Annotated in this window: 23 protein-coding genes and 3 pseudogenes; 16 read left to right on the forward strand and 10 right to left on the reverse strand. The window is 48.0% G+C overall.

What is annotated here, in order from left to right; genetic code table 11:
* Positions 1–90: 90 nt before the first annotated feature.
* The 4 genes from HA45_RS28405 to HA45_RS21990 all read right to left on the reverse strand — a co-directional run bounded on the left by HA45_RS28405 (position 91) and on the right by HA45_RS21990 (position 2,772).
* The gene (locus HA45_RS28405; protein WP_244563508.1) at positions 91–753 is read right to left on the reverse strand and encodes a hypothetical protein; all 663 of its coding nucleotides are present in this window, start codon (positions 751–753) and stop codon (positions 91–93) included.
* An 83-nt stretch (positions 754–836) separates the two neighbouring features.
* Positions 837–1,589 (reverse strand): P-loop NTPase fold protein, encoded by a 753-nt coding sequence (locus tag HA45_RS28410; RefSeq protein WP_244563509.1) that lies wholly within the window; start codon positions 1,587–1,589, stop codon positions 837–839.
* 91 nt (positions 1,590–1,680) lie between these two features.
* The gene (locus HA45_RS28415; RefSeq protein ID WP_244563510.1) at positions 1,681–1,989 is read right to left on the reverse strand and encodes a P-loop NTPase fold protein; all 309 of its coding nucleotides are present in this window, start codon (positions 1,987–1,989) and stop codon (positions 1,681–1,683) included.
* 306 nt (positions 1,990–2,295) lie between these two features.
* Entirely contained in the window at positions 2,296–2,772 is a 477-nt protein-coding gene (locus tag HA45_RS21990; RefSeq protein WP_100702107.1) for a GNAT family N-acetyltransferase, read from the reverse strand.
* 1,168 nt (positions 2,773–3,940) lie between these two features.
* Here HA45_RS21990 and HA45_RS21995 point away from each other — a divergent pair.
* The 4 genes and pseudogenes from HA45_RS21995 to HA45_RS22010 all read left to right on the forward strand — a co-directional run bounded on the left by HA45_RS21995 (position 3,941) and on the right by HA45_RS22010 (position 7,900).
* Entirely contained in the window at positions 3,941–4,702 is a 762-nt protein-coding gene (locus HA45_RS21995; protein ID WP_240629220.1) for a hypothetical protein, read from the forward strand.
* Positions 4,703–5,009: 307 nt separating this feature from the next.
* Positions 5,010–6,102, forward strand: a pseudogene (locus tag HA45_RS28420) (tyrosine-type recombinase/integrase); the annotation flags it as partial.
* Between the two features lie 147 nt (positions 6,103–6,249).
* Positions 6,250–6,864 carry a hypothetical protein gene (locus tag HA45_RS22005; RefSeq protein WP_205960951.1) on the forward strand — a complete coding sequence of 205 codons (615 nt, stop codon included), beginning with the start codon at positions 6,250–6,252 and terminating at the stop codon, positions 6,862–6,864.
* 4 nt (positions 6,865–6,868) lie between these two features.
* Positions 6,869–7,900: a DUF262 domain-containing protein gene (locus HA45_RS22010; RefSeq protein ID WP_100702106.1), complete on the forward strand. Its 1,032-nt coding sequence runs from the start codon at positions 6,869–6,871 to the stop codon at positions 7,898–7,900.
* Between the two features lie 288 nt (positions 7,901–8,188).
* Here HA45_RS22010 and HA45_RS28425 read toward each other — a convergent pair.
* Positions 8,189–8,461, reverse strand: a pseudogene (locus HA45_RS28425) (ogr/Delta-like zinc finger family protein).
* Positions 8,462–8,691: 230 nt separating this feature from the next.
* On the opposite strand from HA45_RS28425, the gene HA45_RS22020 reads away from it, so the two are divergent.
* Both HA45_RS22020 and HA45_RS22025 read left to right on the forward strand, forming a co-directional pair.
* Positions 8,692–8,967 carry a hypothetical protein gene (locus HA45_RS22020; protein WP_100702113.1) on the forward strand — a complete coding sequence of 92 codons (276 nt, stop codon included), beginning with the start codon at positions 8,692–8,694 and terminating at the stop codon, positions 8,965–8,967.
* Positions 8,960–9,565, forward strand: a complete 606-nt coding sequence (locus tag HA45_RS22025; protein WP_240629219.1) for a hypothetical protein — start codon at positions 8,960–8,962, stop codon at positions 9,563–9,565. Before HA45_RS22020 ends, HA45_RS22025 begins: the two co-directional genes overlap by 8 nt.
* 90 nt (positions 9,566–9,655) lie before the next feature.
* Here HA45_RS22025 and HA45_RS27355 read toward each other — a convergent pair whose 3' ends face one another.
* Positions 9,656–9,829, reverse strand: coding sequence for a hypothetical protein (locus tag HA45_RS27355; RefSeq protein ID WP_157811635.1), 174 nt, complete (start codon positions 9,827–9,829; stop codon positions 9,656–9,658).
* 466 nt (positions 9,830–10,295) lie between these two features.
* Entirely contained in the window at positions 10,296–10,571 is a 276-nt protein-coding gene (locus tag HA45_RS22030; RefSeq protein ID WP_128599054.1) for a hypothetical protein, read from the reverse strand.
* Positions 10,572–11,309: 738 nt separating this feature from the next.
* On the opposite strand from HA45_RS22030, the gene HA45_RS22035 reads away from it, so the two are divergent.
* Entirely contained in the window at positions 11,310–12,164 is an 855-nt protein-coding gene (locus HA45_RS22035) for a PA4780 family RIO1-like protein kinase (protein WP_100702103.1), read from the forward strand.
* A 90-nt stretch (positions 12,165–12,254) separates the two neighbouring features.
* Here the strand turns inward: HA45_RS22035 and HA45_RS22040 are convergent, their stop codons facing one another.
* Complete coding sequence (locus tag HA45_RS22040; RefSeq protein ID WP_100702102.1) at positions 12,255–12,605, reverse strand: NIPSNAP family protein; 351 nt, start codon at positions 12,603–12,605, stop codon at positions 12,255–12,257.
* Positions 12,606–12,888: 283 nt separating this feature from the next.
* On the opposite strand from HA45_RS22040, the gene HA45_RS22045 reads away from it, so the two are divergent.
* Both HA45_RS22045 and HA45_RS22050 read left to right on the forward strand, forming a co-directional pair.
* Entirely contained in the window at positions 12,889–13,245 is a 357-nt protein-coding gene (locus HA45_RS22045; protein ID WP_100702101.1) for a KPN_00521 family repetitive protein, read from the forward strand.
* 115 nt (positions 13,246–13,360) lie between these two features.
* On the forward strand, positions 13,361–14,017 hold the full coding sequence (locus HA45_RS22050) for an epoxyqueuosine reductase QueH (protein ID WP_100702100.1): 657 nt from the start codon (positions 13,361–13,363) through the stop codon (positions 14,015–14,017).
* Between the two features lie 39 nt (positions 14,018–14,056).
* Here HA45_RS22050 and HA45_RS22055 read toward each other — a convergent pair whose 3' ends face one another.
* Complete coding sequence (locus tag HA45_RS22055; protein WP_100702099.1) at positions 14,057–14,734, reverse strand: SDR family oxidoreductase; 678 nt, start codon at positions 14,732–14,734, stop codon at positions 14,057–14,059.
* Positions 14,735–14,955: 221 nt separating this feature from the next.
* On the opposite strand from HA45_RS22055, the gene HA45_RS22060 reads away from it, so the two are divergent.
* Together HA45_RS22060 and HA45_RS22065 are read left to right on the forward strand one after the other, a co-directional pair.
* Positions 14,956–15,675 (forward strand): hypothetical protein, encoded by a 720-nt coding sequence (locus tag HA45_RS22060; protein WP_100702098.1) that lies wholly within the window; start codon positions 14,956–14,958, stop codon positions 15,673–15,675.
* Positions 15,666–16,124 (forward strand): hypothetical protein, encoded by a 459-nt coding sequence (locus HA45_RS22065; RefSeq protein ID WP_240629217.1) that lies wholly within the window; start codon positions 15,666–15,668, stop codon positions 16,122–16,124. Before HA45_RS22060 ends, HA45_RS22065 begins: the two co-directional genes overlap by 10 nt.
* Positions 16,125–16,254: 130 nt before the next feature.
* Here HA45_RS22065 and mgtA read toward each other — a convergent pair whose 3' ends face one another.
* A complete protein-coding gene (gene mgtA / locus HA45_RS22070; RefSeq protein WP_100702097.1) occupies positions 16,255–18,975 on the reverse strand; it encodes a magnesium-translocating P-type ATPase in 2,721 nt (906 codons plus the stop codon).
* A gap of 761 nt (positions 18,976–19,736) precedes the next feature.
* On the opposite strand from mgtA, the gene HA45_RS22075 reads away from it, so the two are divergent.
* From HA45_RS22075 to HA45_RS22095, 5 genes and pseudogenes are all read left to right on the forward strand, one after another.
* Positions 19,737–21,305, forward strand: coding sequence for an ABC transporter substrate-binding protein (locus tag HA45_RS22075; protein WP_100702096.1), 1,569 nt, complete (start codon positions 19,737–19,739; stop codon positions 21,303–21,305).
* Entirely contained in the window at positions 21,305–22,357 is a 1,053-nt protein-coding gene (locus HA45_RS22080) for an ABC transporter permease (protein WP_100702095.1), read from the forward strand. Before HA45_RS22075 ends, HA45_RS22080 begins: the two co-directional genes overlap by 1 nt.
* Positions 22,354–23,211 (forward strand): ABC transporter permease, encoded by an 858-nt coding sequence (locus tag HA45_RS22085; protein WP_100702094.1) that lies wholly within the window; start codon positions 22,354–22,356, stop codon positions 23,209–23,211. Before HA45_RS22080 ends, HA45_RS22085 begins: the two co-directional genes overlap by 4 nt.
* Positions 23,201–24,033: pseudogene (locus tag HA45_RS22090) on the forward strand (ABC transporter ATP-binding protein). The gene HA45_RS22085 and the pseudogene HA45_RS22090 overlap by 11 nt, the downstream one beginning before the upstream one ends.
* A complete protein-coding gene (locus HA45_RS22095) occupies positions 24,026–24,691 on the forward strand; it encodes an ABC transporter ATP-binding protein (RefSeq protein ID WP_100702092.1) in 666 nt (221 codons plus the stop codon). The pseudogene HA45_RS22090 and the gene HA45_RS22095 overlap by 8 nt, the downstream one beginning before the upstream one ends.
* The last annotated feature ends 454 nt before the right edge of the window (positions 24,692–25,145 follow it).

Genomic DNA, 25,145 nt, shown 5'->3' on the forward strand with positions numbered 1-25,145 from the left:
GAACTCACAGCGAATAGCGGACGTTAATAATTTTTCTGACCGTCCCTGGTGCTTCTAATATAATGTTGCCTTGTGTTAATCAACAGAATGTTAATCTGTTTCCTTATTAAATAATTCGATTGCGTCAGTCAGTGCGTAGTCAATAAAAAATTTGACGTGAAAGACCTGAAAGGCGCTACTGGATGCGTTTTTGTTTTCGATGAAATCTACAGCTGTAGCTTTTAGTCTGATCAACCAGCTGTATTCTTCGGTCAGTTTGTTTCGGGTATAATCATCAGAATAACGATCCCGCAGGCTAAACGCCAATTTCCTCATGATGATTGGGTCAAGTTTCCTATAACTTTCAATGAAAATACTAGGATCGACCAAGTGTAGAAAAGGCAGGTCATGAAGATTGAGCTCTCTTTTATTAGACCGACTCAGTTCAGATAGAAACGTGAGGTTTCCCCTTTTCAATTCATCGCTGAACTGCGCCGCAAATTCCGGAAGTGATGCATCAAACCTTTTCTTCTTCGCCACCTTAATATGCTCAAGAATGTTTTTAAAATCATCACTATCCCTGTCAAGAAAACCCATACCACACCATGCCGTTAACTCATTATAATGCCATTGCGCATATTCCTTATGTATATCTGCAGGACCCAAACTGTTGTAATGACTATTTATGTGAAGTTTTGTCTCATCTATGATGTCATGAACAGCGTCCGTGGTTAGACCTTCTTTCGCCATTTCCAGCAAAATACTCGCGGTCATCAGGAGTTCACCTAAATAAGTGATTTTACCTGAAAAAAGATTATCCCTTGCAATGGAGTACTGTTCATTAAGCAAATTTTCACTTAGTTCTCGATAATTCCATAAATACTGCCATGCTTTGGCATCGGTGCTTCTAAAAATCGCGTAATATCCAACTGAGAGAGAAGAGCATCAGTTATCTTTCCATCACAGATTAGCTCCCTCCAGAGCTCTCCATCCAGTAGCTTCTCGGTTAATACAGGAGACGAATACTTCTTGGCGATCATGTCATACTTAGTTGCGATATTTTTTTCACCTAAGAACATCCCATAATTAACCTTGCCGATTGAATTAAACTCCTCGTAACTAAGGTTCCCCCCCCGGTACTCCATAGAGAAAATTAACAATTGCTGGCAAAACACCCTCATGAAATCGTCGTTTTTGACATATTTCTCTCCCATAAGAAAAGTGATGCGTTGTACATCCAGAAAGAACTGTCTCAAATGCCTTAGGTTATTATAATTCGCAGACATATAGAGATCTTCTATTGACTGCATATCAGCTTTAAATATATTAGCAACGTGTGAACTGCTAATTACGCTTAGAAAAACCTTACAAGCACTGTGTAAATCTGACGTCACTTCAAATGTTTTGCCTACAAGCTTTTCTTTTGTTATCAGGTAATCACCGCTGGATTTTTCGTCGTTATTATTTATCCGCAGTTTGCTGTTAATTATTTCATCTTCATTTGCAACCAAGATCGCTTTGTATCCGTTTACTTCTACAAAGTGGTTTATATATCCAAATAGGAGTGGTAAATCTATGCCAGATCTCTCGATATCATCAAAGACCAGCACAAAGCCATCAGGTTTTCTACTAAACTCGCTAAGATTAATGGTGGGAACACTGGTGTTAACATCTAAGTCAGATTTGTTATCGCCATTGAGATCAATCTTGATAGAAGCCTTGAGCGAATTTTTTTAGTACGTTTGCGCCAAAAATCAGAGCTTTGTTTGACAGGACAGGGTGCAGTTGACGATAGAACTCATCTTCAATCTGCTCAATGGAGTTGATGCCATACAAGCTCACTTTTAGGAATTTGAATTCCGAATGTGCCTGCTTATATTCTTCAAGAACCCTATCAATAAACCAGGTTTTACCTGATCCCCAAGCACCTTTAAGCATAATGGCGTATTGAGGTTCAGTCGTAAGGCTAAGGTAATAATTTATATATTCTTTGGTATACATATTATTCATTTAGAGTCCATTTTAATGAAATTCATAAATAGTTGCTCGGAAGAGTCAATAGCCAGCTATGGAAAGCACAACCAGTAGTGTATGTCATTGTAAGGTTACAATTAGCAATTTTTAGTGGAATAATCCATGATTTTCTATAGTTTAGATTGTTTAACTTATGGATATTGCCTGTCATTCATTAATTAACTCAAGATAACACTAGAAACGTCCGCTTCTGTCACGCAGCGGACCATCGGACTGAAGTGAAGGTCCGCTGCGAGCGAAAGCAGGCGTAGTTTTCAATTACTGATTCTGTAATTTAATATCCTAACGCACGACGGTCTTGCTCATATTGATACCCGTTACTCCAAAACCACTGCTCTCGTATACATGGAAAGCACGGGCATTATCTCCAGCTACGCGTAGTCTAATCTCCTTAAAACCCTTATCTTGAAGGTCCTCTTTAAAAGCGCGAAGAGCCTGTTTACCCAATCCTTCTCCCTGAAATGAATTAAAAATATGAAAATCATAGATAAATACTGTGCGCATTGCCGCATCTGGTTTGTACCAGAGATAACCTACGTGCCTCTCAGATACATCTAATTTCGCTAAAATTGACAGTAAAATTTGCCCGTGAGTATTCACTCCTTCCGCAAGCAATTTTGATATTTCCTGCTTGGCCATCGTTAAAGAATCACTTTTAGACATTCTATAATTTGACGCTATCTCAATTGCATAATCCGGAATAAAATATTCAAGATAAGCAGAGTACTCTTCTTCTGTCATTGGGCGAAACGAGACCATCTTTTAATCCTTATTGAGGAAGCCATACAGACAGAAATAACCATACTAATAGCGCTATAGCAATGTAACGTCAAATTATTCGATTATGGAATAACAACACTTCCGATCGATTACATGTAAGGGATACTCAATGTCCGCTTCACGCCCTGAGACATTCGGTTACGTGAGCCCGGCAGAAGGTTAAACGCTGAAAACCTCACGGGCCAGTTTCATACAGTGACAGGGCCGCATCGCGAGACGCAGATTAATTAAGCGCAGTATCATCTCGCTGCTCTATTTATTGTCATGGCGAATTGCTACGACTGACAGTTATATCTAAAGGTCACCGGTCCCTGAGGCAGCGGCAAAAGCATCATGGCGGAAATCTCGACCATATTGGCCGCAGGGGATAATGCGGTGTGAGCATACATCGAGACGCTGGAATCTTTGCGGGCCCACTGCATTGATTAGCTACTCGCTGATACCTTTTCCCGAATAGGAGAAATGGAGCGATGATGGTGCATGCTTAAAGGCCATTACCGGCGGTGATGCGGTGTCTGTCAATCAGAAGCACATGGACGTTAACTCACGGTATATTCCTGTGATTATGCTTGCCGTTACCAAACATCCGATGCGCTTTACTGACCACAGCTGCAGCTCATTGAGCCGTCGGGCTACCCTGCTCTTCCCGGAAATCATCTCGGCAAACGAGCACGCTACGCAGCTAAAAGAAAAATCAGCGGAGAGCTTGCCGTCATCATGTGCCAGCTTATGCAGTATTTCAGCTTGCCACAGTACGCAAGAGTTACGCTTCCGTCCTGGCAAAATTCGGATGAAGCCATAGGCCTCAAACGAGACGTCGATTCAATAGTCGATTTTTGCGGGTACCTATATTGGGGGCCAACGCTACAAAAATTCGCAAAGTATGAACATGTTTGGTTTGTCGCTTGAGAGCATCATGCGGGAGGGTGCGCATCACAACCTGAAGCGACCCACCAAGCTGGAGATGCACGGCACCGAATGCATGCCGAAATGTGATGATTCAATAGCAATAAGATTAAACAGAACCTGCGGATGCCGTTTTTTTGCGGCTATGCTTCACCAGCGGTGAACGATACAGCTCACCATTCATGAATTAATCATAACTTAATCCATTGTTTTTAATTATAAAAAACACAAGGTGAACATTGTGAAGGATAAATCCAAAAAAAACTTTTTTACGTATTATGAAGTGATTATTTTCATCGAAGGGATTCAAATGGAAGCAACAAAAAAATTCATCTTAGATGTTTTAGCGGACTTTGGTTTAAGCGATCTACCAGGAAGGCCTTACGACAGTGCGTTCGAACTTCTAGCATCCCCTCCAGTTAGAAAGCACGTGATAATGATGGGATTCAATGGCTCCCTCGCAGACGCTCAAATCACCAACGCGCAATCTATTGAGAAAGATTTCGAGTCCCCCACCATCTCTAATGTTCAGAACGGAATCGAGGGTGCCTGGGGAATAACTCACCTCGCGAAGCGGTTGCAACAAATCCCTGTAGGGCTTGGTTATGATTGGCAGGATGTCGTTTACACTAATGCTATTATGATGTGCTCCCAAAATGCAGCACCCATACAAAAGGAAGCATTGAAGCAGAATCTATCCGTTGAGCAACTGGTGAAAAACTCAATGGGCTTCTTCGATAATGTAACGCTACAGCTTTGCAACCCAGAGGTGATTATCGCTTATAGCAATGGGCTGACCTCACTGTCCGCCGCCAGTTTGTTGCTCAAATATTTTGGAGAGGCTGGTACGTTGAAGTATTCCCATCCCAAAGGGTATTACACCACATACGCCTTTTATGCTAAATTCCACACCCACCGGGTTCCGGTTGTGTGCGTGCGGCATATGTCGAGGTTTAAACCTCATGAAGAGTATATTAAATCAGCTATTTCGCTGATGAGATAAGATGGCCCAATTTCGAGTTTTGACCTGTTACTTTCCTGAATTGGTATACGTTTAGGTATACGACGGAAACTTGAATTGAATAAAACATTTTATTTTCATAAGGTTATTTTTCTTTTTCAGACTCCGCCAGCACCAAAATTCTTTCGCGGCGATACCAGAATCGTCCGCTGAAGTCCTGAAAGCCCGCACGGCGCAAGCCCTGCAGGCTTTTTTGTGCCTATAACGTTCCGTTACGAACCATCTAAATTCGATGAAAATTAGTATACGCATTAGTATACGGAAGAATTTATGATACTTACGTATACCAATTGACGCAGGATCAAGGATCACGCGCCCATTATCCAATACTGAAGTGCTGCGCTAAGGATATGATCCTACGTAATGGTGATGGGCTTTTCTGAGTCATCAAAACCAGTGGCAAAAAACTATGGCGCTTTCGCTATTAACTCCGGCCACAAAGCAGCTTACAATAATTGGACTAAGAACCTCCCTGCCCTTTAACTTGCTAATGCCCGTAGTTTGAGAGCAGATTATCTTGCTCGGAGTCGATCCCCAGATTCAAGCAGAAACCGTGGAAGAACAGCAAAAAATTGCTCTTGATAGTATATTTTTCACGGTGGCAGTAAACTGATTCAAACCTCAAGCAAAATTGTTACGCCCGATTACGCAAAAGACATCTGGCGTTCTATAGAGAAGGACGTCATTCCTGCCATTGGTAAAGTTACAGTTCAACAAATTAAGGCCATAGTGTTAGTTGAATCTCTTTAACCTATGAAAGCACGTGGGGCGCTTGATACAGTTCGCCGATTATTACAGAGAATAAACGAATTAATAATATACGTAGTAAACACTGGCCTAATCGATCTTAATCCTGCATCAGGGATTGGCATGGCTTTTGCCAAAACAATAAAATATGCCAACATTGCGTCTTGAAAAACTGTAAGAGCTGATGAGTGCAATGAAAATGTCTAACCTAACCGTGACAACTCGTTGCATCATCCAATGGCAACTCCCAACTAGGCACGTCCTTCAGAAGCAGCTGGAAGTGAATGGCCTGAGATCGTTCTTGCTACTAAGCTCTGAACTATCCGAAAAGTAAGAATGAAGTCAAAAGGTGAGCATATAGCCCCTTCATCAGTAAAAGCTTTAAATGTCCTAGAAATAATGATATCTATAAGCAATGGTAGAACACACATTCTTTTTCCTAGCCGTAACCACCCAGAGCTCACAATGAACAGTCATACTGCTAATGCGGCTTAAAGCGCTTAGGCTATGGTTGACGATTAGTTGCACATGGATTACGTTCAATTGCTAGCATAGCTCTCAACGAGAAGGCAGTTAATGCCGATGGTATTATGGCTGCTCTGACACATTGTGATCAAAACGAAGTTCGGAGAGTATAAAATCGCTCAACCTATATTGAAAAAGAATTGAAATCATGGAATAGTGGGGATGCATGTAACGGAGTCTTCAACATATTTTAGAAAATAGAAAACACATGCTATAAATATCAAGCCTATCAATACGGATATTATTAAGGGTAAAAAATGCATGAAAGTGAAAAATACACGGAATTTGTTAGAGAAATTCAATCCCTTCCCGCTGGTGAAGATTCTATAAAAGATTTTTGTCGAAGGAAAATAATACATGGGACGCCTTTCATATTTAAGGATAAAGAAGACGATTATTATTTCTTCTTGAAAAAAATAGCATCCGAATACTCCATCCCGTTCAACAGCATACATATATCAGGTTCTGGCAAGCTAGGATTCTCTTTTATTAAAAAAACCGACTTCGGTTTAGAATCAGATATAGATGTAGCAATTATATCAGAATTACTCTTTGATAAAATAATGAACATGGTCGGCGATTTTCAAATTGCACTGAGGGAAAGCAGCATTTTTTTGTCCAGAAAACAGGAAGAGTACTATTTCGACTTTCTTAAATATTCCGCGATGGGATGGATCCGGCCAGATCTGCTCCCAATAAAATCATACCCATCTACATTTAGAAATAACTGGTTTGATTTCTTTAAAAGCATCTCCTATGACAACTGCATAGCTGGTAACTATAAGGTAACAGCAGGTGTTTTCAAGAACTATGAATGCTTTGAAAGATATACCCTCACAGGGCTAAATAAATTAAAAATTAAGTTAAGGTAATCCCATGAAAATTGAAACTAATAGCATCACCCCCAGAGTCTCAGATCTTTATCGACAAATTAGAGATGGTTCCCTGATTCTCAAACCCCCATTTCAAAGAAATTTTGTTTGGACAATGAGACATCAAGAAGAATTTATTGACACAATACTTAACGGATTTCCATTCCCAGAAGTGTATATTTGTGATGGAGAAATCGATACTGTAACCTTCAACTCAACTACTTTAGTAATTGATGGCCAACAGAGATTAACCACTATAAAAAGATACATTGAAGGTGAAGGTACAGAACAGTTCAAAAAAACACCTCAATATAAGGATCTCTCTCAAGACCAGGTAGAGGCTTTCCTAGGATATAAAGTGGTTGTTAGAAATATTGGTAAAGTAGAGGAAGGTACTATTCGCGAAGTATTTAGAAGAATAAACTTAACTAAGTTCAGTCTTGATGCGATAGAAATTCAAAACGCCATTTATGATGGTGAGTTTATACTAACTGCTAAGAATATACTTGATGCTGTTGAAATTGAGAACTACGGCGTTTTAAAAACTTCCGAACTCGATAGGATGGCTGACCTACATTACATACTTTTAGTAATGACAACTCTTGAGAATGGTGGGTATTATTCGCAAGATTCAGAGTTGGAGGGAGTGATTGAACGTTACAATGAGGAATACCCTCGCAAAGATGAAATGGCTAAAGCCTTGAAAATGACATTTGACTTAATTAATAAAATGAACCTTCCAATTGATTCAGTTTGGTTTAGAAAATCAAACTTCTTTACATTGCTTGTCGAACTATCAAAATATTTATTCGATAAAGCTGAAAAAACAGGTGTAACAGACTTAAGTCAGCATGTACCAGCTGCCGACACGCTAAGCGCGTTGCTCAATCATTTTTCTAAAGAACTCTATCAGTTTAAAGACAGTGTATCTCCTTACAAAGAATATTATCCATGCATGTATCAAGGCACAAACAATAGAAAATCCCGAGTGATACGCTCAGAGATATTCCGTAAATCGATCCTTAATAAAATCTAACACCAAGCGGCCTGTGGCCGCTTTTATTAATCATTCACCTGATATTTATTTAACCATTTTCATTTTGCTAATTTAATTATCTTTTATCCAACTTATAAATTTAAAAATATTAGGTATACAAAAGTGACAACATATATGTTGCGCGCACTCGTATCCCGCCACGCCAGCCCGCCTCATTGAGTGGTTTTCATACAGCATAGGCATGCAATCGTGAGCATGACAGCAAGCCAGGAAAAAGGAACGTTAAAAACCGGCACGAAGGCCGGTTCAGACTTTAGCAGACGATTTTCAAGTGGGTGGCTGTGGCCGGTTAGACAGTTTACTGGCAGAACCATATCGGCCCAGCGTTTGAGGATGTCGCGCCGCGCTAAGCGTTCACGTTTTGGATTCTGATGCTGCTGGCTTCTGCAGCTCCATGATTATTTTATTGACACTCTCGAGCGCAGAGCATGAGCAGTCAAGGTTGGTGCACTGATACTAGGTCCGCGAAACGATTGCTGACTCGTAGGCGATGGTGCGGGGGGGCGCGGTGATGCCACACTTCGGACATTTTAGGGCCATTACAAACCCTCCTGCTGCTACTGATTCAGTCGGTGCGTACTGCCCAGATCCTGTGTGGCCGTATAGCTTTCCTGGCAGGAAGTTGAATTTATTCAGTGATTTATGGTGTGACTAGCATCACAATTTAATTTAATGAAGAAAAATCCACTACCATCCCTCTTGAAACTGGAAATTCAGCACCCAAATATCATTAAAACCAACGGATGATACTGATAATCATGAGGATTCTAATGAACACTTGCCAAGCCCTACATCGTTATGACGCCATGTTTACTGCACTTCCTGAAGATCAAAGTTATCCATTCCGTCATAAGTGTGCCGGTTGTGCTTATGAATTAGGTTTCCAAGCTGGGGTATCAAATCAAGAACCAGATGCATCTTCAGCACTAAACTCAATCCTGAAAAGTCAGGCAGCGGAAGTGCGCCATAGAAGCCCACGCGTCGCTTATTATCAAGGATTTACAGATGGGTTGAGCGAGTATTATGTTCAGAACCCTCGTGGATAAACTCAAAAATATCTTTAACTCATTGATTAAAAAGAAAACTATCCAAATGAAAAGTGAGATGTATGAGGAGCGATTCGAACGCTGGCTTAAAGTATCAATCGGGCTGGCGCGATTTGATCCATTTTTAATGAGCCTTGTGCAAAGCCTAGGGCGAATGGATGCAAACCTCTGCGAAAAAGATTATGAATTAGTCGAAAAGTATCTGAAAGGGGGGAATGCTGAAGAAGACTACGAACATATCCAAGGCCATCTTACACAATCGTATTTGTGGATTTTGGGTGCATATGAGGTCGTTCGTTCTCTGACCCAAAACATTAAAGAGAAAAAAAGCGATGACCCTTTAGAAGTCTTCGAACGCTTTCAGACCACAAAGAATCGTTTTACTCGTTTAAGGATTCCATTGGCGAAATTCGAAGCTTCTAAATTTCATAATAAAACAGACTATCAAATCGCATATCCCGGCTTTGCTTATGAAATTGGAATCGCATGGAAAGTAAGTGATGATGTTGTTATTTCGCGACAAGAACTTTCAGACTTATTTTTGGAAACTTTAGAGTTTACACGTGTCCAAACACTAAAAAGGACACTCGATAAATAGCACGCTCCTTAACTACTTGTTCGGTTCTAGTAGCATGTTCCATTATTCTGTGACATTTACTCTTGCCATACTGAACAATGAATCAGGAAGTTAGGATTTGGTGGCATTTTCGGCCAGCCACCAAAATTCTTTCGCGGCGATACCAGAATCGTCCGCTAAAGTCCTGAAAGCCCGCACGGCGCAGCCCTGCGGGCTTTTTTGTATCTGTAATGTTCCATGAGAACAAATAAGCTCCACGCCTTTAACACTCTGTTTAGGTCCCATCTTTGTGCCTAAAATCCGTGGATCCAAAACATGGCAAAATCGTCACCACGACTCAATGACATCTAAATCATAATCAATAAGAGCTAAGTTAAAAAAAAGCAGCCTTGACGAAGGGGATAGCTTGTTTCGTCGTACATCCCCAACGGTAAATGATAGATGGAAAAAATGGTACTTCAGGTGTGCATTCCCTATTGCCATACACGCATAAAAATGAGTCTGGGGGCACATCTACACCTTACATTAGTCAGAAAAAAACATTCGTGATGAATGCTACCCATCTATATTTCGCCCAAGGCAACCAAAATAAACAGGGGGAATGAAAAGCAATTCAGATGAGATTAAAATAAAAATCGACACCATTAAATAATAAGCATAATGAATTCTTATTGGTGATTCTTTATAATAAACCGTAAAGCATCCACTAACGAAATGTATCATTATTAATGATGATGTCATCATTCACATTTCATTTTGCACCATTCATCACAACCTCATTACTTCTGTTTCCTGTAGCAATACAAATGCCGTTAATCATGCTGACATAGTAATAAACTGGGTTTGGAAAGTGCTCCATCATCCATGGCAGTTCGTCTTTATATATTATATCAGTGGTAGACACCATCCAGACCGGCTCTCCTTTTAGATTGATTTTCTTTACCTCATGATAATGATCGCCCCACCCCACCTCCCGTTTTTCAGCATATAATTTCGCTATCTGGGTTGCTTTTTCTTTAGAAATCATCGTTGCACTCCACACCACGCTACCTACTTCAATCTGCCAAAAAAACATTGGACCAGTAAGTATATTCGCCACTTCATTAATATACTCTAGACTTATGCCTCGCGCCCGTAATAATTAGTATTTGCAAAAACCTCTTCAGATAGAATCAAGAACATCACTCAATTAAGACAAATGGATGACAAAAAAGCTTAGCCCTGTTAGGAAATGAAATTTTAGAGCAGTAAAGAGTTTTCATTGTTAAAAATAAAGTTCCACAAGCATTTTCAATCAGCTTTCATCTAACGATATCGGCTTTGGAAAAAATGATAACCAGCTACAGCATCTTACTAAGGCTTGATTACCTCCTGAATCACGTGCCTCAATGCTAACAATAAGATATCGATAACGCTTGTACGTTGGATTTAAAATATCAAGTTGTGAACGAAGCGCCTGCGGCAAAGGTAACTTACTGTGCTTTTACTGGCTAAGCCAGACAACGATCCGCTCACTATCGAATTCAGTCCTGCGGAGCTGATAACAGATCTCGTCAGCCGCACCAAGATTCTCCACCTACGACACCAGAATCAGTTTATGAATTCCGAATGCCTGAGCGTTGAAACCCTTACGGGCTTTTTTGTGCCAGTGGTTTTGTGGGATGATGTAACAGGCTTCTGCAACTATCGATACTCGTTTGTTTTTTCCCATGCAACTCACCATGTTCTTGATGCGGAAAGCCTCTTAAATAAGGTATAAAGCCGCATGAAAATTCCAAACCGAATCCAACCGCTGGTCGATGATGGCCTGATCGATGACGTACTTCAGCGCCTGAAAAGTGGCAAAGAGGCTGACGTCTACACCGTGCTGTGCGGTGGTAAAGTCCAGTGTGCCAAAGTCTACAAAGAAGCATCACAGCGCAGCTTTAAACAAGCCGTGCAGTATCAAGAGGGGCGCAAAGTTCGCAACTCACGCAGTGCACGTGCCATGCAGAAAGGCTCTAAATTCGGCCGCAAGCAGCAAGAGGAAGTCTGGCATACCGCTGAAGTCGACGCGCTTTTCCGTTTGGCTAAAGCCGGCGTACGCGTGCCTGAGCCCTATATGTGCCTGGACGGTGTGCTGTTAATGGAACTGGTCACCGATGCTGAAGGCGCCGTCGCGCCGCGTCTTAGCGATGTGATGTTGTCGGAAGAGGAAGCACTCACTGACTTCGCCACCATGATTCGCAATATCGTGCGCATGTTGTGTGCCGGCATTGTGCATGGCGATTTGTCGGAATTTAACGTGCTGCAGGATGAGCATGGCCCGGTGATCATCGACCTGCCGCAAGCGGTGGATGCCTCTGCGAACAACCACGCCGAATCGATGTTTGAGCGCGATGTGAATAACATCACCGAATATTACGGCCAATTTGCGCCGCAGATTCTGGAAACACGCTATGCCAAAGAAATCTGGCAGTTATTTGAAGACGGCAAGTTAACGCCTGAAACCGTGTTGACCGGCCTGTTTGTGGAAGAAGTCCATGATGTAGATATGAACTCATTGCTGGATGAAATTATTTCTGCGGAAGATGAGTATTACGATCGCCAGCGCGCGGCTAAAGAGCGGGATGAAGAATAGTCAGCCAGCCTGATTCGCTGGCTTTTAGTTTTAGTGAACCCATTTTTCAAACTTCGCCTGCTAAACAGATACATGTGCATCCCGTCTCTCTCACTGACAAGCTGAAAAGCTGTTTCTCATCTCATCAATTGCGCTGGGTGAAAGCAGCAGCACAGATTTAAGACTCAGTTCAATACGTTCAACGATGGCTTCTCTCGGGCCTGAACGCCACGCCTCGCTGGCATAAAATCCTTCCAGGACACCGTGCATTTCCTCTTCATTTTCAAATGCACGAAGAAGAAAATAGCTATCAGCATCATGGCGAGAACAACCGTAAGCGACGACATCAATTCCCTGCTCGACGTGCAGAGGAACACTGATATCTCGCATGATTCTATGGAAGGTTCTGCCTGTATCTGTTTTCAACCGATATTGCAGGATTTCAACAACTCTACTTTTCATCTCTCATCCTTAAGACATTTTTTGTGGTTATGGCGGCACTAAAATTACCCTTTACCAGAAAAAGATACAGTGTCATATCCACTAAAGCTGAGGCGACTCACAACTTTCATCAGCTTGCCTGAAGGGCCTTCAGGCTGAGCACATAGCATGACTTAAAATGCTCATTTTTCCCCCCATCCAAACCCAATGATTCCTTTAAGGTTATTCCTGGAGCCAATTGCTGTTGAGCGTGCCATTGTTAACTACGCTCAAAACTCATAGAGCGATTGATGAGGGAATATTCATGAAAAAGACAACTATTGCTGTATCTGCCCTGCTGCTGGCTTCTTCGGCTTTTGCCGCCACTACACATGCAACTGACGAAACCGTAGCGAACGCGCAAGCGGGCGCAAATACCGCCAAAGAGAAGCTGCATCAGGCGCAGCATCAAGGCGAAGAGCAGCAGCTGAAAGCGAAACACGCTGTTCAGGGCAAAAGTGACAGCACCAGCAGCAAAGTGAGCGAAGGCGCACAGAAAGGCTGGAACAACACCAAAGAAGGCACTGAAAAAGGTTGGGATGCCACCAAAGAAGGTGCTAACAAAGGTTGGAACAAGACTAAAGAAGGTGCCAGCGACCTGAAGAAGAAAGTCACTGAGTAATCCCTTCGGATTAACACTGAAAGGCCGCGATCGCGGCCTTTTTTTATTTTGTCTTTTTGCGTCCGACGCGATATCGACTTACACTTCGCCCAACACTCATTAACCATTTTCCCTTATGTCTGACACCTTCAAACGCCAACCTATTCCATTACCTAACGGCCAGAACAAAGTGCTGCTGCACTCTTGCTGCGCGCCCTGCTCGGGTGAAGTGATGGAAGCGATGCTGGCTTCCGGTATCGATTACACTATCTTCTTCTACAACCCGAACATTCATCCGCTGAAAGAGTATGAGCTGCGTAAAGAGGAGAATATCCGCTTTGCCGAGCAGTTCGGTGTGCCCTTCGTGGATGCTGATTACGATAAAGACAACTGGTTTGATCGGGCCCGTGGCATGGAGTGGGAGCCGGAGCGTGGCGTGCGTTGCACCATGTGTTTCGATATGCGCTTTGAACGCACTGCGCTGTATGCACATGAAAATGGTTTCCCGGTGATCACCAGTTCGCTGGGCATTTCGCGCTGGAAAGACATGAAACAGATCAATGACTGCGGCGTCCGAGCGGCGGCGCACTATCCCGATATGCTGTATTGGGAGTTTAACTGGCGTAAAGGTGGGGGATCGTCGCGCATGATTGAAATCAGCAAGCGCGAGCGTTTCTATCAGCAGGAGTACTGCGGCTGCATCTACTCACTGCGCGATAGCAACCGCCATCGCGTGGCCAGCGGACGTGAACGTATTGAGATCGGCGTGCAGTATTACCAGCCAGACGAATAAGGTTGTCGCCTGCTGGCATCGGTCAGCAGGCGCTCACTATCACCAGGCTAATTGCCTGCCGCTGTAATCGACGTAATGATGTCCGCCCTGCCCGGCAAAACGGTTCAGTTGCGCCACTAATCCCTGAGCACTTTCCACTGCGGTAATATCCGCATCATCACCGCCCATATCGGTTTTCACCCAGCCCGGATGCAGTGACAGCAAGGTTGTGCCACGCTGCTCCATCTGCTGAAGCAGCGCACGGCTCAGCATATTCAGCGCCACCTTACTGGCAGAGTAATACGGACGAATCGCCTCAGCATTTTCCGTCAGGCTGCCCAGACGAGATGTGGTAATACCAAGCACTCCCTGTTTTTCCGTCAGCAACGGTAACAGACCTTCCGCCATGCGCACGGGCGCAACGCTATTGGTCACAAACAGCTGCATCAATTCATCATCGGAAGTGGCGATCAGCTCCATTGAATCAGGGCCGAGAATCCCGGCATTGATCAGCGCGCGGTCAAATTGCTCCCCCTTGAGCTGCTGGAGTAACTGCTCACGCTGTGTGGCAACGGTGATATCCAGTGGCAGCCAGCGCAATTTTTCATGCTGATAGGAAACGGCGGTGCTGCGATAAGTGGCGGTGACGTCCCAGCCATCGGCCAGCAGTTGCTGCACTACGGCCAGTCCAATCCCCTTTGAAGCACCAATAATCAACGCGCGTTTTGTTTGGCTCATTTTCACCTCAGAACTTTCTGATAACTAATCAGTGGGTAATCAACAGCCTTTGAATTTAAGTCAAATAACCGTCAATGCGTGGTTAATATTTTATAATGAAATCATAAATTTAAATTAGATTAGGTTTATCTGTGTAGGCTTCCGCATAGCCATTACTCATTCTTGCATCACTGTTTACGGCTTTGTTAGAGTCCATTTTATGTTCACAGTGAGGAATGCGCATGGATGTGGCCCTGTTGCAATCGCTTGATACTAACGGGCGTGAAAAATTTGATGAAGCAATCAGTGCTTTGCAGGGCGATATTTCAACCATCGCCGCCCGCCTCTCTATCGATCCCCGCCTGCGACTTGAGTATTCGAAACTGATTAAGAAAATGGCCGATGACTTGCGATCACGAGCCAACATGGGATTGATTACGTGGGAAAAGGCTGCACAGGAAGCACATGAAACTCGCAACCTCATCATGGACATCCGCGCGCGCAGTACACCGCTTGGCCGCGCGATGGCAGAGCAAATGAAAATGTCTGGCAAAACCCTGAATGCCCTGATCGCCAAAAAGGCCACCGAATTGCATGGTGCCGGGGTTCAGTTTAATCAACTGTCCAGCAGCCAGCAGGATCGCGTCTATGCGGCGGTTGTCGAATCGGCCGGCAAATCCAATCCCCGTATTAACCTCAAGATGATGCAATTGTCGCGTGCGGGGCGCGGCCTGATTGTCCTCTCAATTGCCATCTCGATTTACGAGATTTACCAAGCGGATAACAAAGTTGCAGAGGCGAGCCGGCAGATAGCCATCAATGGTGCAGGCATTGCAGGTGGTGCGGCTGGAGGAGCGCTAGCGGGGTTGGCATGTGGCCCCGGTGCACCCGTATGCGTAATGATTGGTGGCTTCGTGGGCGCAGCCTTTGCCGCCTGGCAGATGGGAGCAATATGGCGATGATGCATCAGGTTTTTAATCTTTCTTTGGTAGAACGGCACGCTGCCACGGAAACCGCTCAGGCGCGTAGCGAAGTCCTTATTGATCAACAGCCCAGTGGCATAATCATCCCCGGATCGGTTCTGGAAGCGGCAGTCGAAATCGCCCCTAAAAGATATGTGCTATTTGTCACGGATGGCATCACTTACGAAGAGTCCCTTACCATTGTGCTTTGCCAGCGTGGTGGGGGTGTGCAAGAAATCGTTCATATTGAGAATGCTTACACAACCGGACTTTTTGAAGCACTCAACATCCATAATGACCACATACAATTTCAATTTATTGGGGATACACTCTGGACACTCGTAGTAGCCGATTCACCAAAATTCACGTTGCCTTTCATCGGCGACCCTAAGGGTGTCAAGCGGAATGCTGGATTTACCAGGCGGCTTATTATCACTTCAAAAGATTAAAGGGCAGGATAACCTGCCCTTGGTTTGACTAACGAAACACCAACGTTAGCACAACAATCACCACCATCATTATTAGCAGATGGCACACCACCTTATTAAGATTCCGATTCCGCATAACGCCTCCATGGGGTTAGAACCACTGGCCGAAGCGTTTGATGTAGAGCATTTTCATGCCCTGCGCGACCACGCAGTAACCAAACAGTGTCGCAACCAGCCATGGGAAATATGCCCAAGGCAACGGCGTCAATCCCACCATGTGTCCCAGCGGAGAGAACGGCAGCAGAATGCCCGCAATCATCACACACGCCGTGGTGAGCAGTACCGGCAGTGCAGCACGGCTCTGAATGAACGGAATTTTCTGGGTGCGCAGCATATGCACCACCAGCGTTTGGGACAGCAACCCTTCAACAAACCAACCGGACTGGAACAGCGACTGCATTTCCGGTGTGTTGGCGGCAAACACGTACCACATCACAGCAAAAGTCGTGATATCAAATATTGATGATGTTGGCCCAATCCACAGCATGAAACGCTTGATATTGCGTGCATCCCATTTGCGCGGTTTACGCAGGAATTCACGATCCATTTTGTCCCATGGCAATGCCAGTTGAGACAGGTCGTACATCAGGTTCTGGATGAGCAGATGAATCGCCAGCATCGGCAGGAACGGGATGAAGGCACTCGCCACCAGCACCGAGAACACGTTGCCAAAGTTGGAGCTGGCGGTCATGTTCAAATACTTGATGATGTTGCCAAAGGTCTCGCGTCCTTTCATCACCCCCTCTTCCAGCACCATCAGATCTTTTTCCAGCAGGATGATGTCAGAAGACTCTTTGGCAATGTCTGCCGCACTGTCGACTGAAATCCCCACATCCGCATCACGTAGCGCAGGCGCATCATTGATGCCGTCGCCGAGGAAACCCACGGTATGCCCTTGCTGTTGCAGCGCACGCAAAATACGTGATTTCTGCAGTGGTGTTAGTTTGGCGAACACCGCGCTGTGCGCTGCCGCCTCCGCCAGTTGCTCATCGCTCATCAGGGCAATCTGCTCGCCAGTCACGATATCGCCACTGTCGATGCCCACCTGCTGGCAAATACGTGCGGTGACCACCGGATTGTCGCCGGTCAGCACTTTGACGCTGACGCCGTTATCGCGCAGCGCGGTGATGGCTTTGGCGGCACTCTCTTTAGGGGGATCGAGGAAAGTGAGCAGACCTTCCACGGTTAATCCTTGTTCATCTGCGACGCTCAGCGCCTGCTGCAAGCCCGGCTCCTCCAGCACACGGCTCGCCACCAGCAATACGCGGAAACCTTGTTCGTTGTACTGATGTGCCAGCGCCAGCAATTCTGCGCGGCGTTTCTCGTCGAGTGGCTGGATCAGCTTGCCCTCACGCTCCGCCGTGGCGATGCTCAGCATCTCTTCCACCGCACCTTTGCAGATCAGCATCTGTTGATTGAGTCGGCGATCGCGCACCACCACCGACACGCGACGACGCACGAAATCAAACGGCAGCTCATCGACTTTGGTGTAGTAATCGCCCATATCGGCACTGATGCGATCTTTGCCATGGCGCAGAATCGCGCGATCCATCAGATTCGGCGTGCTGCTTTGATAGTGGCTGTTGAGCCAGCTCAGCATCAGTACACGCGAATTTTCCACTCCCGCGCAATCCAGATGATGCTCAAGAATAATGTTGTCCTGAGTCAGCGTGCCGGTTTTATCAGTACACAGGATGTCCATCGCGCCGAGGTTTTGAATCGCGTTCAGCCGTTTCACAATCACTTTGCGACGTGACATGGCAATCGCGCCTTTTGCCAGATTTGAGCTGACGATCATCGGCAGCATTTCCGGTGTCAGGCCGACCGCTACCGCCAGCGCAAACAGCGAGGCATCCAGCCAGTCACCTTTGGTTATGCCGTTGATCAGCAGCACCACCGGCACCATCACCAGCATAAAGCGAATCAGTAACCAGCTGACGCTGTTGACGCCGCGGTCGAACGCGGTTTGTGAGCGATTACCTACAATCGATTTTGCCAGGCTGCCAAAGTAGGTTTCGCCACCCGTTGCCACCACTACCGCTTTCGCCGTGCCGCTGGAAACGTTAGTGCCCATCAGGCAAACGCTGCCCAACTCCAGCAGTGACGCGCCCTGAGCGGTGCTGGCGCCTTTACTGGTGACATTGCCGGTGACGTCATACTTCTCAACCGGCAGCGATTCACCGGTGAGAATCGCCTGGCTGATAAACAGATCGCGCGAATCCAGCAACCGTACATCGGCAGGCACCAAATCGCCCGCGGAGAGATAAACGATGTCACCCGGCACCAGCGTCGCGATATCCACTTCCTGTTTTGCCGGTGGCTGCTGCGCAGATTCCCGGCGCAGTACGGTAGCGGTGGTGCGCACCATCGATTTCAATGCCTGAGCGGCTTTATTGGTGCGGAACTCCTGCCAGAAGCGCAGCAAACCGCTGAGCGTTACCATCGTCACAATGATGATGACACCGGTCAGATCGGTCTCCTCGCCTTTACGCAGCGGCAGGACGTAGTCAGTGAAAAAGCTCACCGCCGCAAGTGCCATCAATACATAAATAAACGGGTTGTTGAATGCCCGAACCAGCTGAATTAGCGCGTGCGGCGCTTTATCATGTGCCACCTGATTGCGGCCATAAACTTCCAGACGCGCTTCGGCTTCACGTTCGCTCAGGCCCAGCGCATCACTGCGCAGGCGAACCAGAGTTTCATCAGCGGTGAAACCCGCTTCGTCTTCAATCAGATAGCGCGGCGTTTTCTGGCGCTGCGGGCGTGCGTTGTTCCAGGCTTTTTTGTCCTGGTTGAGTTTCATGTCAGTCATGATGACATTCCTCTTATCTTTTTTACGGCAATAAATATCCCTGTGCGTTAAGCACACATTCAGGGAGAAAATTAATTAACGGCTCAGCGTTAGCTTATTAAAATTAACCTGTCGGGAATTTCCATATCACCTCCCGGAAATAAAGCGCGAAGAAAATCTCTCGTTAATATAACGAGTGAATAACAGATTCGATGTTCAGGCGCGCGCAGTAATACGGAAGTCATCCGTTTAACGCGCAGCAAAATTCTGCACGCTGAAGATCAGCGCGCGCATCGAGGCGGAGGGAAAAGTGCGTTTAAAATCATGTGCATGATGAAGTCCCCACGGGCATCAACCCGCTACTGTCGTTAAAAGGGAACAATCATCAGAAAGGAGAGAGGATTGCTGCCCGCCGTGTTGGCAAGCAGCGACAAAAGAATTCGCGCGTCAGCTTGCCTTGTGTTGCCATCTTAAAGGGTGACTGTCCAACTGAATTCTCCTGTTTGAAGTTGGCGCCATTATATTCCTGAAGACCTCGAAGTAAAGTTAATTATTTCCGTTGAGCAACGAGTTTAATTCCCGTTGTGATTTGGTTGATGAAAGCGCAAAATTAGCGAGTCTGTAGCACAGCATCGCGCGGTAACAATAACTGCATATTTAACAGGCTTATAACCGAACCGCCGCGCTTAGAACCGTAAAGCATATGCATAGCCATAAATTGACTATTCTTCATTACGGCGCTCTCGTAAACTCGCGTTACTTTTTTAAGGCAAGGAAACAACATGAAAAAAATCATTCCCTCACTGCTGGCGTTATCGCTGGTAGCCGCCTTCTCCTCTCAGGCTGCGACACCCAAGGATACGCTGGTGATCGCGCAGTCGACTGATGATGCAGATAGCTTCGATCCCGCACAGGGCTTTGAACTGACCACGGTGCAAGCATTTACTAACATCTATCAACGTCTGGTCCAGTCGGATCCGACCAACCCTACCGATCTGAAACCGACGCTGGCCACCTCATGGACGCCGGGCAGTGACAACCGCAGCCTGACCTTTGAACTGCGCAAAGGCGCGCAATTCGCCAGCGGTAACCCGCTGCGTCCGGAAGATGTGATCTTCTCGCTGGGTCGCGTGGTGAAGCTCAACCTCGATCCTTCCTTTATTCTGACGCAGCTCGGCTGGAATAAAGACAACGTCGATACTTTCCTGAAGAAAGTCGATGACAACCACGTGCAGATTAGCTGGAACGCCAACGTCAGCCCGGCCTATGTGCTGAGCCTGCTGTCTGCGCCGGTCTCTTCAATCGTTGATGAGAAAACCGCGCAGGCCAATGCGAAAAACGGTGACTTCGGTCATGCATGGTTAGGCACCAACTCGGCGGGCAGCGGCCCGTATCAGATTCGTAAAGTGGTGCTGCATGAAGTGGTGTTGCTGACCGCCAACCCAACCTCACCGGCGGGCGCACCGAAGCTGAAGAACATCCTGATCAAGAACGTGCCGGAACCCGCTGCGCGCCGTCTGCTGCTGGAACAGGGCGATGTGGATATTGCTCGTAACCTCGGCGCGGACCAAATTGCGGCGCTGAAAGGCAAAGCAGGCGTGAAGACCGAAGCGATTCCAATGGCCTCGCTGTACTACATCCAGTTCAACGTGGGTGAGAATCCAGTATTGAAGAACCCGGCGCTGTGGGAAGCGGCACGCTATCTGTTCGACTATAAAGGTATCGCTAACGACCTGCTGAAAGGCCAGTTTGAAGTGCATCAGACCTTCCTGCCAAAAGGCTTCCTCGGTGCGCTGAACGACACGCCGTTCACCTACGATCCGGAAAAAGCCAAGGCCATTCTGAAAAAAGCGGGATTGACCAACGTCAGCTTTAAGCTCTCCACCAGCAACCAGCCGCCGTACCTCGACATCGCACAGGCGCTGCAGGGCAGCTTTGCCAAAGGTGGCGTGAAAGTCGAAGTGCAGCCGGGGCTGAGTTCTGAAGTATCTACCCGCGTGAAAGCGCATCAATACGAAGCGACACTGAATGCATGGGGTGCGGACTATTTCGATCCAAATACCAATGCCGCTTCGTTCGCCTACAACCCGGAAGATGGCAGCAAAACCATCGCTTATCGTTCGGACTGGCACATTCCAGAGCTGAGCAAGCAAACACTGGCCGCCACTGCCGAAGCTGACAGCAACAAACGCGTTGAACTCTACCAGGCAATGCAGCGTGAAGTGCTGAAGAACTCGCCGTATGTGATTGGCTTGCAGGCGCGCAACCTGATTGCACTGCGCGATAACCTGAAAGGCTACGTGCAGGGGATTAACCCAGACATGGTGTATTACTCGCAGGTTTCTAAGTAATGGCAGTGTCTGCTTCACAGGCCGGGTTCGCCCGGCCGCTCTGGCAACGTTTCAGCCGCCTGGTCACCAGCCTGTTATCGCTGCTGGTGACGCTGGTCGGTTTGTTAGCGTTCACTTTCATGCTGTCGCACCTGTCACCGGTTGATCCGGTGCAGCAAATTGCGGGCGATCACGCCAGCGAAGCGACTTATACCCAGGTGCGCCACGATCTCGGTCTCGATCAGCCGGTGTTGGTGCAGTTCTGGCGTTATATCAGCCAACTGGCCCACGGTAATTTAGGGCTTTCACATCTTACCAATCAGCCTGTCAGCGCTGATTTGATGCGCACTTTTCCCGCCACCATTGAACTCGCCACCTGCGCGATGATCTTTGCGGCGGTGTTTGGAATTGCACTGGCGCTGCTGGCCGCATGGAAACCGGGCAGCGTGATCGATAACGTGGCGCGCTTTATCTCGCTACTCGGCTACTCTGTACCGGTATTCTGGCTGGGTTTGCTGGGTCTGCTGCTGTTTTACGCCATGCTGCACTGGTCCGCCGGGCCGGGTCAGCTGGACGATATCTGGATCTACACGCTGGAGCCGAAAACCGGCTTTGTGCTGATCGATAGCTGGCTGTCGGGCGATCCGGAGATGTTCCGCAATGCGATTGCCCACCTGTGGCTGCCGGTGGTGATCCTCGGTTTACTGGCGATGGCCGGTATTACGCGTTTGCTTCGTGCGGCGCTATTAGAAGAAAGCAGCAAAGAGTACGTGATTCTGGCGCGTGCCAAGGGTGCTAGCCGCAGCCGTATCCTGCTGCGCCATATTTTCCCTAACGTGCTGGGCACGCTGATCACGGTGATCGCCCTCTCCTACGCCACGCTGCTGGAAGGCTCGGTGTTGACGGAAACGGTGTTTGCCTGGCCTGGCGTCGGGCGTTACATGACCAACGCGCTGTTTTCATCTGATACACCCGCGATTCTTGGCTCGACCCTGCTGATTGGCAGCTGCTTTATTCTGCTCAATGCCGTAGCCGATGCCCTTACGTGGTTAACCGATCCGAGAACCCGATGACTCAACAACTCTCTGAACTGGAAACCGTGCGTCCGCGCCGTCGCCGTGCGCGCGTGACTTCCCTGACCATCGGCCTGACGCTGGTGGTGATTGTGGTAGTGATGGCACTGTTTGCCCCGTTGCTGGCCCCGTTTGATCCTAACGCCCAGGTGATTGCCCAGCGCTTGCAGGCCCCTTCCGCGCTGCACTGGTTCGGCACCGATGGCTTTGGCCGTGATTTATTATCACGCGTGATTTACGGTGCGCGTCCTACGCTGCTGCTGGTGTCACTGATTCTGGTGCTGACTATTCCTGTTGGCTTGCTGGTCGGAATTACCGCGGGCTATGTGGGCGGCTGGACCGAACGCGTGCTGATGCGCATCACGGATATCTTCCTGTCGCTGCCGAATCTGGTGATCGCATTGGCGCTGGTCGCCATGCTCGGTCCGGGATTGATGAACGGCGCACTGGCGCTGGCATTAACCAGCTGGCCACCGTTTGCGCGTCAGGCGCGAGCCGAAACTCTGGCATTACGTCGCAGTGATTACCTGGCTGCGGCACGCATGCAGGGCATTACCGGCTTGCGCTTGATGTTCGGCCACATTTTACCGCTGTGCTTGCCGACCGCCGTGGTGCGTGCAGCACTGAGCCTCGGCGGCATCATTCTCTCCGCTGCGGGACTCGGTTTCCTCGGCATGGGCGTGCAACCGCCTACTGCTGAATGGGGTTCGATGGTAGCGGAAGGCAGTAAAGTGATCTTCGACCAATGGTGGGTGGCCGCCGCGCCGGGTGGAGCGATTCTGTTCGCCAGCCTGGCGTTTAACCTGACAGGCGATGGCCTGCGCGACCGACTGGATACCCGTCATGCCAAATGATCTGTTAATTGATGCGCAAGGGCTGACCATCCGCAGCGATGATGCGCTGCTGGTGGATAATATCGCCTTCCAGATTGGCCGCGAGCGCGTGGCGCTGGTGGGGGAATCCGGTTCAGGTAAATCACTGACTGCCCGCTCTTTGATGGGTTTGCTTTCTCCTTCATTGCAGTTGCAGGCCGATCGTTTGCAGGTGGTGGGTGCCGATGCGCTCAGTCTGCGCGAACGTGACTGGATCACCCTACGTGGCGGTAAAGTGGCGATGGTGATGCAGGATCCGAAGTACGCTTTGAATCCGACGCGCACTATCGGCTGGCAAGTGGAAGAGCCGCTGGTGCTGCACCGCAAAATGAGCCGTGCCGAACGCAAAGAGAAGGTGTGCGACATGCTGGATGCGGTAGGTTTACCCGATCCGCGCCAGCTAATGAAACGCTATCCGCACCAACTCTCTGGCGGTATGGGGCAACGCGTGATGCTGGCAATTGCCTGATCACCGATCCAGAACTGCTGATTGCCGATGAACCGACCTCGGCGCTCGATCATGCGATGCGCGATCAGGTGCTGGCGCTGATTCGCCGTTTGGTGGAGCAACGCAATATGGGCTTATTGCTGATCAGCCACGATCTGCAACAGGTGTCAGAGCACTGCGATCGCGTCATGGTGATGTACAAAGGCCGCCTGCTGGATACGTTGCCTGCGGCAGAGCTATCCAATGCGACCCATCCTTATACCCGCACGTTGTGGGCCTGTCGTCCGAGCAAAGCCACGCACGGTGAACGCTTACCGGTGCTGGATCGCGCTGCGCTGGAGGCGAGCAATGATTGAGTTAAACAATCTGAGCGTGTCGCATAAACAGGGCTACGAACTGCGCACCGTGGTGCATGACGTGTCATTGCAGGTGGCGGCGGGTGAATGTTTTGGATTAGTGGGACCATCGGGCTGCGGCAAGTCATCGTTGCTGTGGGTGATGGCCGGACTGAATCCTTTCTGGAGCGGCAGCATGCAGTTGGCAGGCACCAACGTGCAGCCGGGTAAAGCCTTTACCGGTCCGCTGCGTCGCGATGTGCAGATGGTGTTTCAGGACCCGTATGCCTCACTGCATCCACGCCATCGTCTGCGCCGTACTCTGGCCGAGCCGTTGAAGATGCTGAAGCGCGATAATATCGACGATCGTATCAATGAGGGTTTTCGCCATGTTGGGCTGGATCCGGCACTGGCGGATCGTTATCCGCATCAGCTTTCTGGCGGCCAGCGTCAACGCGTGGCGATCGTGCGCGCCCTGCTGCTGGAACCGAAGATCCTGTTACTCGATGAGCCAACTTCGGCGCTGGATATGTCAGTGCAGGCGGAGATCCTCAATCTGCTGAATGATTTGAAGCAGAATGACGGATTGACCATGGTGCTGGTGAGTCACGATCCCGATGTGATTGATCATATGTGCGACCGAGCGGCACATATGGCGTTGGGTCGGATTGTCTCTTAAGCCGAACCGGAGCGGCGCTATAAATCGCGTGTTGCTTGTCAGTTAAGTAACAGGTGATAACGCAGTCTGGTGCCGTTCAGGGGCTGGCGGTCCTCGCGCCGCTGCGCGGTACCTTCACTTCATTCGTCTGCCTGACGGAACGGCGGGGATGGCACATCGTGTGCCGCCCCGCCTTACGCCCGCATCCTTGCGGGCTATCCTGGCAGACTCATTACGTTCAGCGCTGCGGATTGCCAGCCCCTGAACGGCACCAGCCTGCTCGGAAGCATTTGTGCGTGTGGTAAAAAAGGGCTCGATAGTAGAGGCCAGAGCACCTCTGCTGCTGCAAGGGCTATCCGCAGCGCTGAGGCTTTTACGTAGGGCCAGGAGCCAGGCGCAGGGATGCGACTGGCAGTTCGGGTTGGCCTGGATGGCCTTACCCGAACGGTCCGTAGGCACAACGTGGAAGCCGAGG

Origin of the sequence: Pantoea rodasii (assembly GCF_002095465.1) — a bacterium.
GTDB lineage: Bacteria > Pseudomonadota > Gammaproteobacteria > Enterobacterales > Enterobacteriaceae > Pantoea > Pantoea rodasii.